The organism is Enterococcus sp. DIV0176, assembly GCF_050528535.1.
Taxonomy (GTDB): domain Bacteria; phylum Bacillota; class Bacilli; order Lactobacillales; family Enterococcaceae; genus Enterococcus_B; species Enterococcus_B thailandicus.
On the sequence record NZ_CP172879.1, the window covers coordinates 1 to 18,436 of the forward strand.

At 35.4% G+C, this 18,436-nt stretch carries 15 protein-coding genes; 14 read left to right on the top strand and 1 reads right to left on the bottom strand.

Annotated features, from left to right (window positions below):
* From dnaA to IGJ66_RS00070, 14 genes are all read left to right on the top strand, one after another.
* On the top strand, nt 1–1,335 hold the full coding sequence (gene dnaA, locus IGJ66_RS00005; RefSeq protein ID WP_067483664.1) for a chromosomal replication initiator protein DnaA: 1,335 nt from the start codon (nt 1–3) through the stop codon (nt 1,333–1,335).
* Nucleotides 1,336–1,504: 169 nt separating this feature from the next.
* On the top strand, nt 1,505–2,635 hold the full coding sequence (gene dnaN, locus IGJ66_RS00010) for a DNA polymerase III subunit beta (RefSeq protein ID WP_067483663.1): 1,131 nt from the start codon (nt 1,505–1,507) through the stop codon (nt 2,633–2,635).
* A 224-nt stretch (nt 2,636–2,859) separates the two neighbouring features.
* Nucleotides 2,860–3,102: a S4 domain-containing protein YaaA gene (gene yaaA / locus IGJ66_RS00015; protein WP_067483660.1), complete on the top strand. Its 243-nt coding sequence runs from the start codon at nt 2,860–2,862 to the stop codon at nt 3,100–3,102.
* Nucleotides 3,089–4,213 (top strand): DNA replication/repair protein RecF, encoded by a 1,125-nt coding sequence (gene recF, locus IGJ66_RS00020; protein ID WP_075491781.1) that lies wholly within the window; start codon nt 3,089–3,091, stop codon nt 4,211–4,213. The genes yaaA and recF overlap by 14 nt, the downstream gene beginning before the upstream one ends.
* Nucleotides 4,210–6,156, top strand: coding sequence for a DNA topoisomerase (ATP-hydrolyzing) subunit B (gene gyrB, locus IGJ66_RS00025; protein ID WP_067483656.1), 1,947 nt, complete (start codon nt 4,210–4,212; stop codon nt 6,154–6,156). Before recF ends, gyrB begins: the two co-directional genes overlap by 4 nt.
* Before the next feature lie 21 nt (nt 6,157–6,177).
* Nucleotides 6,178–8,670, top strand: a complete 2,493-nt coding sequence (gene gyrA, locus IGJ66_RS00030) for a DNA gyrase subunit A (protein WP_095803320.1) — start codon at nt 6,178–6,180, stop codon at nt 8,668–8,670.
* A gap of 181 nt (nt 8,671–8,851) precedes the next feature.
* Nucleotides 8,852–9,151, top strand: a complete 300-nt coding sequence (gene rpsF / locus IGJ66_RS00035; RefSeq protein WP_067483652.1) for a 30S ribosomal protein S6 — start codon at nt 8,852–8,854, stop codon at nt 9,149–9,151.
* Between the two features lie 47 nt (nt 9,152–9,198).
* Nucleotides 9,199–9,711, top strand: a complete 513-nt coding sequence (gene ssb / locus IGJ66_RS00040; protein ID WP_067483650.1) for a single-stranded DNA-binding protein — start codon at nt 9,199–9,201, stop codon at nt 9,709–9,711.
* A 24-nt stretch (nt 9,712–9,735) separates the two neighbouring features.
* Nucleotides 9,736–9,972 carry a 30S ribosomal protein S18 gene (gene rpsR, locus IGJ66_RS00045; RefSeq protein ID WP_016623165.1) on the top strand — a complete coding sequence of 79 codons (237 nt, stop codon included), beginning with the start codon at nt 9,736–9,738 and terminating at the stop codon, nt 9,970–9,972.
* Between the two features lie 167 nt (nt 9,973–10,139).
* Complete coding sequence (locus IGJ66_RS00050; RefSeq protein WP_067483648.1) at nt 10,140–12,113, top strand: DHH family phosphoesterase; 1,974 nt, start codon at nt 10,140–10,142, stop codon at nt 12,111–12,113.
* A 5-nt stretch (nt 12,114–12,118) separates the two neighbouring features.
* Complete coding sequence (gene rplI, locus IGJ66_RS00055; RefSeq protein WP_067483646.1) at nt 12,119–12,571, top strand: 50S ribosomal protein L9; 453 nt, start codon at nt 12,119–12,121, stop codon at nt 12,569–12,571.
* Nucleotides 12,572–12,755: 184 nt separating this feature from the next.
* Nucleotides 12,756–14,123, top strand: coding sequence for a replicative DNA helicase (dnaB, locus tag IGJ66_RS00060; protein WP_075491787.1), 1,368 nt, complete (start codon nt 12,756–12,758; stop codon nt 14,121–14,123).
* A 210-nt stretch (nt 14,124–14,333) separates the two neighbouring features.
* Nucleotides 14,334–15,626, top strand: coding sequence for an adenylosuccinate synthase (locus IGJ66_RS00065; RefSeq protein WP_067483642.1), 1,293 nt, complete (start codon nt 14,334–14,336; stop codon nt 15,624–15,626).
* 229 nt (nt 15,627–15,855) lie between these two features.
* Nucleotides 15,856–16,719, top strand: coding sequence for a DegV family protein (locus IGJ66_RS00070; protein WP_430616664.1), 864 nt, complete (start codon nt 15,856–15,858; stop codon nt 16,717–16,719).
* A 69-nt stretch (nt 16,720–16,788) separates the two neighbouring features.
* On the opposite strand, the gene IGJ66_RS00075 is transcribed toward IGJ66_RS00070, so the two are convergent.
* Nucleotides 16,789–18,411, bottom strand: a complete 1,623-nt coding sequence (locus IGJ66_RS00075; RefSeq protein ID WP_071869223.1) for an ABC-F family ATP-binding cassette domain-containing protein — start codon at nt 18,409–18,411, stop codon at nt 16,789–16,791.
* Nucleotides 18,412–18,436: the final 25 nt, after the last annotated feature.

Here is an 18,436-nt window from a genome sequence, read left to right on the forward strand (position 1 = left end):
ATGGTATCCCTCGATGCTTTATGGAACGAATTAAAAACTACTTATCAAAGAGATTTATCTCCTGCGAGTTACAATACTTGGATTGAAACTGCAACACCTCGTTCATTAGACAATCATCAATTTGTCTTAGAGGTTCCAAGTAAGATTCACAAAGAATATTGGGAAAAAAATCTAGCTACAAAAATTGTTGAAGTTGGCTATATGCTGACTGAAGATGAAATTATTCCACGTTTTGTCACTGGGGATGAGCTTGAACAAGAAGAAATCATTACTGAAAAAATGGAGAAGCCCACCATGGCTGCGCCAATCAAAAAAGCCATGTTAAATCCTAAATATACTTTTGATACATTTGTCATTGGTAAAGGAAATCAAATGGCACATGCTGCAGCATTAGTTGTAGCAGAAGATCCTGGATCAATTTACAATCCACTTTTCTTTTATGGTGGTGTTGGTTTAGGGAAGACTCACTTGATGCATGCGATTGGTCACCAAATGCTGTTAAGCCAGCCAAATGCAAAAGTAAAATACGTAAGCAGTGAAACTTTTGCGAATGATTTTATCAATTCGATCCAAAATAAAACTGCCGAAGAATTTCGTCAAGAATACCGAAATGTTGATTTACTATTAGTAGATGACATTCAATTTTTTGCAGAAAAAGAGGCTACTCAGGAGGAATTTTTTCATACATTTAATGCACTTTACAACGAGGGCAAGCAGATCGTCTTAACAAGTGATCGTTTGCCCAATGAAATTCCAAAACTGCAAGAACGACTAGTTTCGCGCTTTGCTTGGGGACTTTCTGTCGATATTACACCTCCAGATCTTGAAACTAGAACAGCTATTTTACGTAAAAAAGCTGCTGCCGAACAATTAGAAATTCCAGATGACACTTTAAGTTATATCGCAGGCCAAATTGATTCAAATATTCGGGAACTTGAAGGTGCTTTGGTTCGAGTTCAAGCCTTCGCTGCAATTAATAGCGCAGATATTTCAACTAGCTTGGCCGCTGATGCTTTAAAAACGTTAAAATCTGGAAAAGGTCATTCTCAATTGACTATTTTACAAATCCAAGAAGAAGTTGCTAAGTATTATCATGTCCAGCTAAAAGATCTAAAAGGAAAGAAACGTGTCAAGTCTATCGTTGTCCCACGTCAAATTGCGATGTATCTTGCACGTGAACTCACAGATAGCTCATTACCAAAAATCGGTGCTGAATTTGGTGGGAAAGATCATACAACTGTCATCCATGCACATGAAAAAATCCAACATTTAATGGATTCCAGCATGAGCATGCAAAATGAAGTTTCAGAAATCAAAAATTTCTTACTTAATTAGCTTGTGGATAAAGATAAAAGTTTTACTTTTTTTATCCACAGTTTGTCCACAGCGATTTTTTCTACGGACTATTATGTTTTTAATAGTTTTCCACAAAATTAACATGCCCTATTACTTTTATTATTTTAATTAACTAATAATAAATTAACTACGCAAAAGGAGATTCATCATGAAAGTTACTTTAAATCGAGCTAGCTTTATGCAAGAGCTACAAACTGTTCAAAGAGCTATTTCAAGTAAGACGACCATCCCAATTTTAACTGGGGTCAAAATTACGTTAACTGATGAAGGTTTAACGTTAACAGGGAGCAATGCAGATATCTCAATTGAAACACTTTTATCTGTTGAAAATGAAAAGGCTCAGATGCAAATTGAATCTACAGGTTCAATTGTTTTACAAGCACGCTTTTTTAGCGAGATTATTCGTCGTTTACCGGAAGAAAACTTTACTTTAGAAGTTTTAGAAAACAAGCAGGTAGCAATTACTTCTGGTAAAGCCAACTTTACTGTTAATGGATTAGATGCAGATAATTACCCACATTTACCAGTTATCGAAAGCCACAACCAAATGAAATTACCTGTTCATGTATTAAATAAATTGATCAATGAAACAGTTTTTGCTGTTTCTCAACATGAAAGTCGCCCAATTTTAACTGGAGTACATTTAATTTTATCGGATGAATCATTATTAGCAGTTGCTACAGATTCACATCGCTTGAGCCAACGTGTTATTCCAGTAGATCAAACAGCTGACCATTTTGATATTGTTATTCCTGGTAAAAGTTTGACTGAACTTTCTCGCTCGTTAACCAATGAAGAAGAAATTGTTGAAATTAGTATCATGGAAAACCAAGTGCTTTTTAAAACTGAAACAATGTTCTTCTATTCTCGTTTACTAGAAGGAAATTATCCTGATACTAATCGTTTAATTCCATCAAGCTTTAATACGGAAGTTGAATTCTCAGTACCAAGCTTATTAGCTGCGATTGAACGTGCTTCATTGTTGTCTCACGAAGGCCGCAATAACATTGTTCGTTTATCAATTAATTCAGATTCAGTTGTGTTATACGGAAACTCGCCTGAAATTGGTAAAGTAGAAGAAAGCCTAAATTATACGGCTAGCAGTGGAGATCCATTAGAAATTTCATTTAATCCAGACTACATGAAAGCTGCTCTACGTGCATTTGGAGATATGAGTATCAAAGTTAAATTCATTTCAGCTATCCGTCCGTTCACATTAGAACCTGCTGAAGAAGGTGTTCAATTTATTCAGTTGATCACGCCGGTTCGGACAAATTAATCTTTTTTTCATCCTTTTGAAAAATACTTTGAAAAAAATCAAAAAAATAAATTTTGAAACAGAAGGCCCTAAAATCAATTTTAAGGCTTTCTGTTTCTTTTTATTCAAAAGACCTTTTTAGAATCAAATCTTCTTATATTTGAAAATATGTAGGAAAATTTGTTTTATTCCTCAAAAAAAGGTATAATAATGCTATGTTTAATAATGAAAATGAGGGATGGATATTGAAACAACAAGTCATTTTAGAAACAGAATTTATGACGTTGGGCCAAATGTTGAAAGAAACTACTGTTATTGGCAGTGGTGGCCAAGCAAAATGGTATTTAGCTGAAAATACTGTTTTAGTTGACGGTGAACCAGAAAACCGTCGAGGAAGAAAACTTTATCCCGGAATGATGATTGAAGTTCCAGATGTAGGAACTTTTTTTATGGTAAAAAAAGGAAAAGTGAATAATGAGGCTGAATAAGCTACACCTTAAAAATTATAGAAACTATGATGAATTGACTATGGATTTTTCCAAGAATTTGATTATTTTTTTAGGTGAAAATGCTCAAGGAAAGACGAATTTGTTAGAAAGTATTTATGTACTTGCTATGACACGAAGTCATCGTACAACTAGTGAACAAGAACTAATTGGCTGGGAACAAGAACAAGCACTTGTTCAAGGTGAAATTAGTAAAGGTTCTTCTAAACTTCCTTTAGAGATTTTATTATCTAAAAAAGGGCGTAAAACCAAGATTAATCATATTGAGCAAAAAAAATTAAGTAGTTATGTTGGGCAACTAAATGTCATTTTATTTGCACCAGAAGATTTATCATTAGTAAAAGGTAGTCCTCAAGTACGTCGAAAATTTTTAGATATGGAATTAGGTCAAATTAATCCTATTTATCTATATAATTTGGTTCAATATCAGTCAATTTTGAAACAACGAAATCAATATTTAAAGCAATTAAGCGAAAAAAAGCAGTCAGATTTGCTTTATCTAGATATTTTATCGGAACAATTAGCAGATTTTGGAAGTAAAGTGTTGAAAGCTAGAAGCCAGTTTATTAAAAAGTTAGAGTTTTGGGCTAATTCACTACATCAACAAATCACGCATCAAAAAGAGCACCTTAAAATTGAATATGTGACGACGCTTAATTCTTTGGAGAGCCAATCGCAAGAGCAAATTCAAAAACAATTTTTAGAAGAATTAGCAAAAAATCAAAAAAAGGATCTATTTCGAGGTACGACAACTGTAGGACCACATCGAGATGACCTTCATTTTTTTATCAATGAAAAAAATGTTCAAGTTTATGGGTCACAAGGACAGCAGAGAACTACTGCTTTAAGTGTTAAATTGGCAGAAATCGATTTGATTAAAGAGGAAACAGGTGAGTACCCAATTTTGCTATTGGATGATGTGATGAGTGAACTAGATGATAACCGCCAATTACATTTGTTGGAGACAATCGAAGGGAAAGTCCAAACCTTTTTAACAACGACAACACTTGATCATGTAAAAAATAAAATGACCGTTGAACCAGAAATATTTTATGTTCAACAGGGAAAAATAAAAGGAGACGAAACTGAATGACGGAAGAAAAAAGTTTAGTGGATCGCGCTAAAGAATATGATGCCAGTCAGATTCAAGTATTAGAAGGACTGGAAGCCGTTCGTAAACGTCCAGGGATGTACATTGGAACAACAAGTTCTGAAGGATTGCACCACTTAGTATGGGAAATCGTTGATAATTCAATTGATGAAGTATTAGCTGGGTTTGCTACTTCTATCCACGTTATTATTGAAAAAGATAATAGTATAACAGTAGTTGATGATGGTCGTGGTATTCCTGTTGATATCCAAGCTAAAACGGGACGTCCAGCTGTGGAAACAGTTTTTACTATCTTGCATGCCGGAGGTAAATTTGGCGGTGGCGGATATAAAGTATCAGGTGGTCTTCATGGTGTAGGATCTTCTGTTGTAAATGCGTTGTCTACGCTATTAGATGTAAAAGTTTATAAAGACGGAAATGTTTATTATCAAGAATATCGTCGAGGTGCTGTTGTCGATGATTTGAAAATTATTGATACAACCGATCGTCACGGAACAACAGTCCATTTTATTCCTGATCCAGAAATCTTCACTGAAACAACTGTTTTTGACTTTAATAAATTAGCAACGCGTATTAGAGAACTAGCTTTCTTAAACCGCGGAATGCATATTTCAATTGAAGATAAGCGTGAAGAAGAACCAGTTATTAAAGAATATCATTATGACGGCGGGATTAAGAGCTACGTTGAATTTTTAAATAGCAGTAAAAATGTTTTGTTCCCAGAACCAGTTTATTTGGAAGGTGAACAGCAAGATATCACAGTTGAAGTATCAATGCAGTATACAGATGGTTATCATTCAAACATTATGAGTTTTGCCAATAATATTCATACATATGAAGGCGGAACACATGAATCTGGATTTAAAACAGCACTGACACGCGTTGTTAATGACTATGCAAGAAAACAAAAATTGATGAAAGAAAATGACGACAATCTAACTGGAGAAGATGTTCGTGAAGGGTTAACAGCTGTTATTTCAATTAAACATCCAGATCCACAATTTGAAGGTCAAACGAAAACAAAATTAGGAAATTCTGAAGTTCGTACTGTAACTGATCGATTGTTCAGCGAACATTTCATGAAATTTTTACTTGAAAATCCAAGTGTTGGACGACAAATCGTTGATAAGGGATTACTTGCATCTAAAGCACGTTTAGCTGCTAAACGCGCACGTGAAGTTACTCGACGTAAAGGCGCACTAGAAATTAGTAATTTGCCAGGAAAATTAGCTGACTGTTCAAGTAATGATCCTGAAAAATGCGAACTATTTATCGTCGAAGGCGATTCTGCTGGAGGATCAGCAAAACAAGGACGTGATCGTCAATTTCAAGCTATTTTACCAATTCGTGGGAAAATTTTAAACGTTGAAAAAGCAAGTATGGATAAAATTTTAGCCAATGAAGAAATTCGTTCACTGTTTACAGCAATGGGAACAGGATTTGGAGCAGATTTTGACGTAGCAAAAGCACGTTATCATAAATTAGTTATTATGACCGATGCCGATGTTGATGGTGCTCATATCAGAACACTGCTATTAACATTGTTTTATCGTTACATGCGTCCAATCGTGGAGGCCGGCTATGTTTATATTGCACAGCCACCTTTGTATGGAGTAAAACAAGGAAAGAAAATCACTTATGTTCAACCAGGTAAAAACGCAGAAGAGGACTTGAAAAATGTTATTGCTTCCTTACCTGCATCGCCTAAACCAAACGTTCAGCGTTATAAAGGTCTAGGGGAAATGGATGATCATCAATTATGGGAAACAACCATGGATCCTGCTAATCGAATGATGGCTCGCGTAACTGTAGACGATGCAATTGCTGCAGACCAGATTTTTGAAATGCTGATGGGAGATCGCGTAGAACCTCGTCGTGCGTTCATTGAAGAAAATGCACATTACGTTAAAAACTTAGATATTTAATCATGAAGGAGGAAAAGAATTGTGAGTGAAAAATTTAGTGAAAACATCCATGATGTCAATCTAACCAATGAAATGAAAGACTCCTTCATCGATTATGCAATGAGTGTTATCGTAGCTCGTGCATTACCTGATGTTCGAGATGGATTGAAACCAGTTCATCGTCGTATCTTGTACGGAATGAATGAATTAGGTGTTACACCAGATAAACCACATAAAAAATCAGCCAGAATTGTTGGGGATGTTATGGGTAAATACCATCCCCACGGTGATAGTGCTATTTATGAATCCATGGTTCGGATGGCTCAGCCATTCAGCTATCGCTATATGCTAGTTGACGGTCACGGAAACTTTGGCTCTGTGGACGGTGACGGAGCTGCCGCAATGCGTTACACGGAAGCCCGAATGAGTAAGATTGCTATGGAAATGCTAAGAGACATTAACAAAAATACAGTTGATTTCCAAAGTAACTATGATGATACGGAAAAGGAACCAGAAGTTCTTCCTGCTCGGTTCCCCAATCTTTTGGTCAATGGGACAACTGGTATTGCGGTAGGTATGGCAACGAACATCCCTCCACATAATTTATCAGAAGTTGTAGCGGCAATTGATTTGTTGATAGAAAATCCGGAAGTTACAACAAATGAGTTAATGGAAGTGTTACCTGGACCAGACTTCCCAACTGGCGGTCTAGTTATGGGTAAATCTGGAATACGCCGTGCCTATGAAACGGGTAAAGGATCAATTACTGTTCGAGCAAAAGTTGAAATCACTGAAATGCCGAATGGCAAAGAAAGAATTTTAGTCACAGAATTACCATACATGGTAAATAAAGCAAAACTAATTGAACGAATTTCTGAACTTCATCGTGATAAACGAATTGAAGGAATTACTGATTTACGGGATGAATCTTCTCGTGAAGGAATGCGTATTGTTATTGATATACGCCGTGATGCTAGTGCTTCTGTTATTTTAAATAACTTATATAAAATGACTTCATTGCAAAACTCGTTTGGATTTAATATGTTAGCAATTGAAAAAGGTGTTCCTAAAGTTTTAAGCTTGAAAGAAATTCTTGAAAACTATGTTGAACATCAGCGTGAAGTAATCACACGTCGTACAATTTTTGATAAAGAAAAAGCTGAAGCACGGGCACATATTTTAGAAGGTTTACGCATTGCGTTAGATCACATTGATGAAATTATTGCTATTATTCGTGGATCAAAATCTGATGATATTGCAAAAGCAACAATGATTGAACGATTTGCTTTGTCAGATCGTCAAGCACAAGCAATTTTAGATATGCGCCTTCGTAGACTAACTGGTTTAGAACGTGAAAAAATTGAAAATGAATATCAAGAATTATTAAAATTGATTGCAGATTTAACTGATATTTTGGCAAGACCTGAACGAATTACTGAAATTATCAAAACAGAACTTGCTGAGTTAAATCAACGGTTTGGTGATAAACGTCGGACAGAACTTTTAGTTGGTGAAGTCTTAAGCTTAGAAGATGAAGATTTAATCGAAGAAGAAGAAATCGTTATTACTTTGACAAATAATGGTTATATCAAACGTGTTGCTAATAATGAATTTAGAGCACAAAGACGTGGCGGACGTGGTGTACAAGGCATGGGTGTTCATAACGATGATTTTGTAAAAAATCTTGTTTCCTGTTCAACACACGACACATTATTATTCTTCACGAACAACGGAAAAGTATATCGTGCAAAAGGATATGAAATTCCAGAATATGGTAGAACTGCCAAGGGAATCCCCGTCATTAATTTACTTGGAATTGATTCTAGTGAAAAAATCCAAGCAATTATTGCTGTAACAGGGAAAGCAGAAGAAGGGCATTATCTATTCTTTACTACTCGTCTAGGAACTGTAAAACGGACAGCAGTGACCGCCTTTTCTAACATTAGAAGTAATGGCTTGATTGCCATTGGCTTAAAAGATGGTGATGAGTTAGTCAATGTCTTATTAACAAATGGCGAATCGAATATTATCATTGGAACGCACAATGGTTACTCAGTTACATTCAAAGAAGAAGCTATCCGTGATATGGGGAGAACTGCTTCTGGTGTAAGGGGAATTCGTTTAAGAGAAGAAGACTATGTTATCGGCGCAGCTTTGATGACAGAAAATCATGAGGTTCTTGTAATTACAGAAAAAGGATATGGAAAACGTACAAAAGTATCTGAATATCCTGTAAAAGGTCGTGGTGGTAAAGGAATTAAAACGGCCAATATTACTGAGAAGAATGGTCCTTTAGCTGGATTAACGACTGTTACTGGTGAAGAAGATATTATGTTGATTACAGATAAAGGCGTCATTATTCGTTTTAATGTGTCAACTGTCTCTCAAACTGGTCGTTCAACATTAGGCGTTCGTTTAATGAAAATGGAAGCTGATACAAAAGTTGTAACAATGGCGGCAGTTGAACCTGAAGCGACTGAAGAAGTAACAGAAGTAAATTCAGAAATTGATGCAGAAGAAACAACAGAGGAATAAAAATTTTTTTGAAAACAATCTATAATAAGAGTACCTTAAATTTTAAGGTGCTCTTATTTTTTTGTTGCGCAAAAGACGTAATGCGTGTATAATCAAAGATTGTGAGTAGTCTAATTATATTAGAAAACTCTCCTTGCTCTTGGAATAACAAGAGCCTAAAGTCCATAGGGAGGTGAAATCAATGGAAAATACGAAATATGAAATTATGTATATTATTCGTCCAAACATTGATGAAGAAGCAAAAACTGCTTTAATCGAACGTTTCGATACAATCTTAAAAGATAACGGAGCTGAAGTTATCGAATCTAAAGATTGGGAAAAACGCCGTTTAGCTTATGAAATTAACGGTTACCGTGAAGGTATCTATCACATCGTTAAAGTGTCTTCTCCATCAAATGCAAGTGCAATCAATGAATTTGATCGTCTTGCTAAAATCAACGACGATATCGTTCGTCACATGATTGTTAAAGAAGAAGCTTAATTTGTTTCACATGGAACAAAGGAAAACGATGAGAGGAGATGACTATTTTGATTAATAATGTTGTACTAGTTGGACGTCTGACTAAAGATCCGGATTTACGATACACATCAAACGGAACTGCAGTAGCAACGTTTACTCTGGCCGTAAATCGTAATTTTACAAACCAAAGTGGAAATCGAGAGGCTGACTTTATTAACTGCGTTATTTGGCGTAAATCAGCAGAAACAATGGCTAACTATGCACGTAAAGGTACACTTTTAGGTGTTACTGGTCGTATTCAAACACGTTCTTATGATAATCAACAAGGACAAAAAGTCTATGTTACAGAAGTAGTAGCTGATAACTTCCAATTATTGGAATCTCGTTCTGCATCAGAAAATCGTCAACAAAGTGGCGGTTTCCAAAGCTCAAACCAATCAACAAACACATTTGGTGGAAACAATAACTTTAATCAAACATCTCAATCATCCAACGGTATGCCTGATTTTGATCGTGACACAACTGATCCATTTGGTTCAAGTTCAACGATTGACATTTCAGATGATGATTTACCATTCTAAACGAATTGATAGGAGGGAAATAGAATGGCACAACAAAGAAGAGGCGGACGTAAACGTCGTAAAGTAGACTATATTGCTGCTAATCATATTGAATATATCGATTATAAAGATATCGAATTACTAAAAAGATTTATCTCAGAACGCGGTAAAATTTTGCCACGTCGTGTAACTGGTACAGGCGCTAAAAACCAACGTAAACTTACTGTTGCAATTAAACGTGCTCGTATTATGGGCTTACTACCTTTCGTTAGTGAAGACTAATAAATTGTAAAAAAAGAAGCAACAATCCTTTGGGATTGTTGCTTCTTTTTTATATAAAGGCAGAATTATAGTTTCTTTTTTTTGTTTAGGGAGCAGATATAGATGTTAGTCGCTTGTATTGACCAAAATATGGTAAAATTGAACTAATTATTAGTGGGAGGGAGAATATGGAAGATGAAAATTTAAACTTTACCCCCAGACCATTCTTCTTTTTTTTGTTTATTCTAATAGAAGTTTTGGTTATTCTAGTGTTTCCATTTCGATTAATTAGTGCATTAATTGTATTTATCATGAATGCACTTTGTTTCCGTTATTGGTTAAAGATGAGTCGATGGTTAGTTTTAAGAAACCGAGAGAAAATTCAACAAGCATCGACTGTGGCAGAAACTAATCTCGCATATGTTTCAGAGATTATGCCTGTAGGAGTAATCGCTTACCAACCAACGACACAAAAAATCGAATGGTTAAATCCTTTTGCTCTAGATATAAAAGATAAGAGTGCATTATCGGAAACTGAATTATTAGATGCCTTTTTTTCTGCTAAAGAAAAAAAGAAAAATCAATTATATTTAGCAGACAAAACCTTTCAGTTTGATCTAGATACGGTCAAAGGAGTTATCTACTTCAGTGATGTCACACAAAATCAATTATTAAAATTGCATCAAACAAATATACAGCCCGTAATCGGAATTTTATCAATTGATAACTATGCAGATGCAATTGATAAATTAGATGATAAAGAGATTTCTTATCTAAATTCATTTGTTACCACATTGATTTCTGATTGGATGGATGAATATCATATTTTTTATAAGAGAATAAATGCAGAGCGTTTCTTCTTTTTTGCACAAATGATTGATTTGAAAAAGATGATGGAAAAGAAATTTGACTTATTAGACCGGCTGAGAGCTGAAGCAGAAAAACAAAATTTACCGATTACGCTAAGTATGGGCGTTGCTTACGGGCAAAAAACGCTAGAAGAAATTGGCGACGAAGCACAGAATAATTTAGATATTGCTTTAGTTCGCGGGGGCGATCAAGTTGTTGTAAAAGAAGTCCAAGAAGGATCAAAACCAACTTACTATGGTGGTAAGTCAGCGAAAAATGTAAAAAGAACAAGAGTAAGATCTCGTGCAATGAGTACTGCGTTACGGAAAATATTTACAGAAACAAATGATGTGTTTATTATGGGCCATCGTTTTCCAGATATGGACGCTTTAGGTTCTGCTTTTGGTGTCAGTTGTTTGGCGCGCTTCAATCAGAAAAAAGCATACGTTGTGATTAATGAAGATGAAATTATTCCAGATGTTTCTAGGTGTTTAGAAGAAATTCACAAGCATCCAGAGCTAGAAGCTCAAATAATTTCGCCAGAGCGAGCGATGGAGATCAAACAAGACAATGACTTATTAGTTATGGTAGATTATCATAAACCATCATTATCAATCTCACAGAGCCTGTATGACCAATTTGATAAGATTGTGATCATTGACCATCATCGACGTGGAGAAGAATTTCCAAATAAACCATTATTAACTTACATTGAATCATCTGCGTCATCAGCCTCAGAATTGGTAACAGAATTGATTCAATATCAAAGTACGAGAACCAATAGACTTGATCGTTTTGAAGCAACACTTTTACTCGCTGGGATGACCGTAGACACGAATAGTTTTAATGTGAGAACTACGGCTCGAACATTTGATGTGGCAAGTTATTTGAGGTCTTGCGGAGCAGATGCGTCATTAGTACAATATTTATTAAGCTCTGATTTAGATACTTATTTAGAAATCAGCGATCTAATTGCTCACAGTGAGTATGTTACAAAAGATATTGTGGTAACAGCAGGAACAAATGAGAAAGAGTATAATAGTGTTATTGCCGCTAAAACAGCTGATACGTTGCTGTCAATGATTGATATTAATGCTGCCTTTGTTATCACTAAGCGAACAGATGGTTTGATCGGAATTAGCGCAAGAAGCAGTGGAACAATCAATGTCCAACTCATCATGGAGTCTTTAGGTGGTGGAGGTCATTTTACCAATGCAGCAACACAATTGGAAAATACAACAGTTGAAGAAACAAAAGAGCGGTTATTAGCAGCAATTCATGAGAATATAAATCAAATATATGACAAGGAGTAGGCCAAATGAAAGTAATTTTCTTGCAAGATGTAAAAGGAAAAGGCAAAAAAGGGGACGTCAAAGAAGTTCCAACTGGATATGCACAAAACTATCTATTGAAAAATAATTTAGCTAAGGAAGCTAATAAAGGTAGCATTAGTCAATTAGCTGGACAAAAAAAGGCACAAGAAAAGCATGAAGCCGAAATTTTAGCTGAAGCAAAAAAATTAAAAGATTTTCTTGAAAAAGAAGACACAGTTGTTGAAATTAAAGCAAAAGCTGGTGAAGACAGTCGTTTGTTTGGATCAATCCCATCAAAACAAATTGCAGAAGGATTGAACAAACAATATAAAGTAAAAATCGATAAACGAAAAATAGAATTGGAAACACCAATCAGAGCTTTAGGCTACACAAACGTACCAGTTAAGTTGCATCATGATGTAACTGCGACGATTAAAGTACATGTTGTGCAAGAATAAGAGTACAAAGAGATTGTGACGCAAAACGTTTAACTCTGACAAATAGTGAGGAGTTGTTTTGGAACACTGTTTATTCGGAAAAAGGAGGTATGACAAGATTTTTGTCACACCTCTTTTCTTATGCGGTGTACATTTCAGTTATTTTCTTGTAAAATGAAGCAACCGAAGACAAGGAGCGATAAGTATGAGTGAAGTGTGGCAGGATCGAATTCCACCGCAAAATATTGAAGCGGAACAAGCAGTCTTAGGCTCTGTTTTTCTTGATGCAGAAACGATCATTGATGCCATGGAATACATAGAGCCAAAAGATTTTTATCGTCGTGGTCATCAAATTATTTTTGAAACAATGATTGAGTTGAATGATCGAAATGAAGCGATAGATGTTGTAACTGTGAAGGATCGATTAGAGCAAGGAAATCTTTTAGAAGATGCTGGGGGATTAAGTTACCTCTCAGAACTTGCTTTGGCGGTCCCTACAGCTGCAAATGTGGCTTACTATGCCAAAATTGTTGAAGAAAAATCTCTGTTGCGAAATTTAATCCAAACAGCAACTGGAATTGTAACTAAGGGCTTTGAACAAGGTGAAGAAGTTCAGTCGATTTTGGACGACGCAGAACGAAGTATTTTAGAAGTATCTGAAAAAAGAAATCGTAGTGGTTTTTTATCAATTGCTGAAGTTTTGAACTCCACAATTGAAAATATTGATCAGCTAGCACAAAATAATGAAGAAATTACCGGGTTACCGACAGGGTATCAAGGGTTAGATAAAATGACTGCAGGTTTTCAAGCAGAAGAATTAATTATCATTGCCGCTCGTCCAGCGGTAGGTAAAACAGCTTTTGCTCTGAACATTGCTCAAAATGTTGGAACAAAAACAGATCGTGCTGTAGCAATTTTTAGTTTAGAAATGGGTGCGGAATCATTAGTAAATCGTATGCTTTGTGCAGAAGGATCCATTGAGGCTAGTCATTTACGAACAGGTCAATTATCAGAGGAAGAGTGGTCAAACTTAATTGTTGCTATGGGAAGTTTATCACGAGCCAATATTTATATTGATGATACTCCTGGTATCAAGATTTCTGAAATTCGTGCGAAATGTAGAAAACTAGCACAAGAAAAAGGAAATTTAGGATTGATTTTGATTGATTACTTACAATTGATTGAAGGGAGTGGGCGAGAAAATCGTCAACAAGAAGTGTCTGATATTTCGCGTCAGTTGAAAAAATTGGCAAAAGAGTTAAAAGTACCTGTAATTGCGTTATCCCAACTTTCACGTGGTGTAGAACAGAGACAAGACAAACGTCCAGTTCTTAGTGATATTCGGGAATCTGGATCTATTGAGCAAGATGCCGATATCGTAGCGTTCTTATATCGTGATGATTATTATGATCGTGAAAGCGGAGAAGACGGAGAAGCGACAGAACCACAAAATGATAATGTAATCGAAGTAATCATTGAGAAAAACCGGAGTGGTGCACGTGGGACTGTTGAGCTACTATTTATTAAAGAATATAATAAGTTTTCTTCACTCTCACCGAGGGAAGAATTCTAATAAATTTTTTTGAAAAAAGTTTGTTTTTATTGTGTAGACAGTAAAGCCAAGCTTTTTTTATTATGGAAATTTTTTAAATAATTTGCAAAACGTTCGTAAATAAACCGTTTTTACAAAAAAAAATAAAATATCATTCGAATTTTGTTTGAATATATAGGCATAACTTGGTACAATAGTTCAGGATCAAATAATATAAAATGAGGTGTTCGAATGTCATCTGTAGTAGTAGTAGGTACACAATGGGGCGATGAAGGGAAAGGAAAAATCACTGACTTTCTTAGTGAGAACGCAGAAGTAATCGCACGTTACCAAGGTGGCGATAATGCAGGACACACAATTAAATTTAGTGGTGTTACGTATAAACTGCATTTAATTCCTTCTGGGATTTTTTACAAAGATAAAATCAGTGTGATTGGGAATGGTGTTGTTGTTAATCCTAAATCTTTAGTAAAAGAGCTTGCCTATCTACACGAAAAAGATATTACGACGGACAATTTAAGAATTTCTGACCGTGCACATGTCATCTTGCCATATCACATTAAATTGGATCAATTGCAAGAAGATGCTAAAGGTGAGAATAAAATTGGAACAACGATCAAAGGAATCGGACCTGCATATATGGACAAAGCAGCACGTGTAGGGATTCGAATTGCAGATTTATTAGATAAAGAAATTTTTGAAGAACGTTTACGCATGAATTTGGAAGACAAAAACCGTCAATTTGTTAAAATGTTTGACTCTGAGCCAATTTCATTTGATGAGATTTTTGAAGAATACTATGAATATGGGCAACAAATTAAACAATATGTGACAGACACTTCAGTCATTTTAAATGATGCGTTAGATGCTGGAAAGCGTGTGTTATTCGAAGGTGCACAAGGAGTTATGTTGGATATTGATCAAGGAACTTATCCGTTTGTTACTTCATCTAATCCAGTTGCTGGAGGCGTAACAATTGGTAGTGGTGTTGGCCCATCTAAAATCAACAAAGTGGTTGGTGTATGTAAAGCTTATACTTCACGTGTAGGTGATGGTCCTTTCCCAACTGAATTATTTGATGAAACTGGTGAACAAATTCGTAAAATCGGTCGCGAATATGGTACAACAACTGGTCGACCACGTCGTGTTGGTTGGTTCGATACGGTTGTTATGCGTCATTCAAAACGTGTATCGGGGATTACAAACCTTTCACTTAACTCTATTGATGTGTTAAGTGGCTTAGACACAGTAAAAATCTGTACAGCTTATGAGTTAGATGGAGAGTTAATCTATCATTACCCAGCTAGCTTGAAAGAATTAAAACGTTGCAAGCCTGTATATGAAGAATTACCAGGCTGGTCTGAAGATATTACAAGTTGTAAAACATTGGCAGAATTACCAGAAAATGCTCGTAATTATGTGAGACGTATCTCAGAGCTTGTAGGCGTGCGTATTTCTACTTTCTCAGTTGGACCAGATAGAAACCAAACAAACATCTTAGAAAGCGTATGGGCGCAAATCTAGGACGTTTCAGCCCACATAGATAACTGAATCAGGACATTTCTTTTAGAAGTGAGTTATCATCTTGGGGAAACTTTTTAATAAAAAACAGCTGAAACTTGAAGTAACCTTGAATTTATTCATGTTGCTTCAAGTTTTTTTGTAAATACTGGCCATAAATTCCTTTTGATTGCAAGACGTTTGTTATAATGTAGTAGTTAGGCGGGTTAAGAATAAAAAGGAGTTGAATAATGTGTATCAAATAGTGACTGATTCTTGTTGTGATTTACCTTATCAGGTATTAGAAGAAATAAATGTCGATTTTTTATCAATGAAGATTCAGCTAAATGGCGAAGAATTAATTGACGACTTGGGAAAAACTTTTGATTATGAAAAATATATGAATGAATTAAAAGGCGAAGCAATGCCAACAACTTCTCAAATAAATGTGGGGGGCTATTTAGAATTTTTCCGATCATATGTTGAAAAAAAGATTCCTGTCCTTTATGTTGCTTTTTCTAGCTCAATGAGTGGCTCTTATAGTAGTGCAATGCAAGCTGTTGAGTTATTGAAGGAAGAGTATGAAAATCCAGAAATTTATGTTTTTGATACGAAAGCAGCTAGTGTTGGCGAAGGACTGTTGGTTTTAGCGGCAGCTCGATTAAAAGAAGAAGGCAAGCCACTTAAAGAAGTTTTAGAGTGGTTGAATAATAATTATTTAAAAGTGCGTTCTTGGGTAACTGTCGATGATTTAAAACATCTTGAGCGTGGGGGAAGAATTTCTAAGACAAGTGCAACCTTAGGAAGCATTCTAAGTGTAAAACCGATCATTACCGTTGATGAAGCTGGACGTTTAACAAATGTTGACAAAGTTCGTGGAAGAAATAAATCCATTCAAAAAATTGTTGATGAAACGGTCCAATCAATCGTAGCACCTCTTGAACAAACCATTTATATTGCATACGCTGGTGATTTAGAAAGTGCCGAAAAAGCTAAGAAACAATTAGAAGAAAAAATCCAAGTAAAAAACATTGTACTTTACCCCTTAGGACCAACGATTGCTAGCCATACTGGTTATGGTTGTATTGCTATCTTTTCAATGGGAACGAGTCGTTAATCAATATCAATAATCCATAACAAAAAAGCGTAGGACGGTTAAGTTGTCTCTACGCTTTTTGTGTTTATTTTATGAGAACAATGCATCCATACTTTTCTTAATATCAGGATTTTCTAAAAACTCATCGTAGGTTGTATCTGCACGATCAATTACACCTTTATCAGAAACAGCAATGATGCGGTTTGCTAGTGTTTGAATGAATTGGTGGTCATGGGAAGCAAATAGGATAGAACCAGTGAAAGCCATCAATCCATCGTTTAAAGCAGTAATTGATTCTAAATCTAAATGATTTGTCGGGTCGTCGAGTACTAAGACATTCGCTTTTGAAAGCATCATTTTTGAAAGCATACAACGAACTTTTTCACCACCAGATAAAACGTTAACTGGTTTTAGGACTTCTTCTCCAGAAAAGAGCATTCGACCTAAGAAACTTCTCAAGAATGTATTGTCATCTTCTTCTTTGCTTGCATACTGACGTAACCAGTCAAGAATCGTTAAGTCATTATTGAATTCTTTTGTAGTATCTTTTGCTAAATAAGAATGACTTGTTGTAACACCCCAGCGAACAGTACCAGTATCAGGCTTGATTTCACCCATGATTACTTTAAATAAGGTAGTGGTTGTAATATCATTATCTGCTATGAAAGCAACTTTATCTTCTTTATTCAAAGTAAATGATATATCTTTTAAGATTTGCTTACCATCAATGGTTACACTCACATTATCTACTTGTAAAAGATCATTTCCAATTTCACGTTCAGGTTTAAATCCAACAAATGGATAGCGTCTTGAAGATGGTTGAATATCATCTAAAGTAATTTTTTCTAACATTTTTTTACGTGAAGTTGCTTGTTTTGATTTTGAAGCATTTGCACTGAAACGCGCAATAAATTCTTGTAGCTCTTTGATCTGTTCTTCTTTTTTTGCATTTGCATTTGCTTGGAGTTTTGTTGCAAGTTGGCTAGATTCTAACCAAAAATCATAGTTACCGACGTAAAGTTTGATTTTGCCGAAGTCTAAATCTGCCATGTGTGTACAAACTTTGTTTAAGAAGTGGCGGTCATGGGATACTACGATTACAGTATTTTCAAATTCAATTAAAAATTCTTCTAACCAATTGATTGATTGGATATCCAGCCCATTGGTAGGTTCGTCAAGTAGTAATACATCAGGTTTACCAAAAAGTGTTTGCGCTAGTAAAACTTTGACTTTTTGACCAGCCGTTAATTCACTCATTGATTGATGATGTAATTCTTCAGGGATATTTAATCCTTGCAATAAAACTGCTGCTTCGGGTTCAGCTTCCCAACCATTTAGCTCAGCAAACTCTCCCTCTAATTCTGCGGCACGAATACCGTCAGCATCGGAAAAGTCTTCTTTCATATATAAAGCATCTTTTTCTTTCATTACTTCATATAATCGTTTATGACCCATAATAACAGTTTCTAAAACAGTATATTCTTCATAATCAAAATGATTTTGTTTCAATACTGCCATACGTTCATCAGGGCCTAAAGTAACGTTCCCAGTTGACGGTTGTAAATCTCCAGACAAAACTTTAAGGAAAGTTGATTTACCTGCTCCATTTGCACCAATCAATCCATAACAATTTCCGGGAGTGAATTTAATATTAACGTCATCAAATAGTTTGCGATCTGAAAAGTGCAAACTTACATCATTTACAGTAATCAATTTTTTTCCTCACTTATATCTATAG

What these genes read in the sequence shown, in the direction of transcription:
- dnaA (WP_067483664.1), top strand. Translation starts at nt 1, where the DNA reads ATGGTATCCCTCGATGCTTTATGGAACGAATTAAAAACTACTTATCAA.
- dnaN (WP_067483663.1), top strand. Translation starts at nt 1,505, where the DNA reads ATGAAAGTTACTTTAAATCGAGCTAGCTTTATGCAAGAGCTACAAACT.
- recF (WP_075491781.1), top strand. Translation starts at nt 3,089, where the DNA reads ATGAGGCTGAATAAGCTACACCTTAAAAATTATAGAAACTATGATGAA.
- gyrB (WP_067483656.1), top strand. Translation starts at nt 4,210, where the DNA reads ATGACGGAAGAAAAAAGTTTAGTGGATCGCGCTAAAGAATATGATGCC.
- rpsF (WP_067483652.1), top strand. Translation starts at nt 8,852, where the DNA reads ATGGAAAATACGAAATATGAAATTATGTATATTATTCGTCCAAACATT.
- rpsR (WP_016623165.1), top strand. Translation starts at nt 9,736, where the DNA reads ATGGCACAACAAAGAAGAGGCGGACGTAAACGTCGTAAAGTAGACTAT.
- IGJ66_RS00050 (WP_067483648.1), top strand. Translation starts at nt 10,140, where the DNA reads ATGGAAGATGAAAATTTAAACTTTACCCCCAGACCATTCTTCTTTTTT.
- rplI (WP_067483646.1), top strand. Translation starts at nt 12,119, where the DNA reads ATGAAAGTAATTTTCTTGCAAGATGTAAAAGGAAAAGGCAAAAAAGGG.
- dnaB (WP_075491787.1), top strand. Translation starts at nt 12,756, where the DNA reads ATGAGTGAAGTGTGGCAGGATCGAATTCCACCGCAAAATATTGAAGCG.
- IGJ66_RS00065 (WP_067483642.1), top strand. Translation starts at nt 14,334, where the DNA reads ATGTCATCTGTAGTAGTAGTAGGTACACAATGGGGCGATGAAGGGAAA.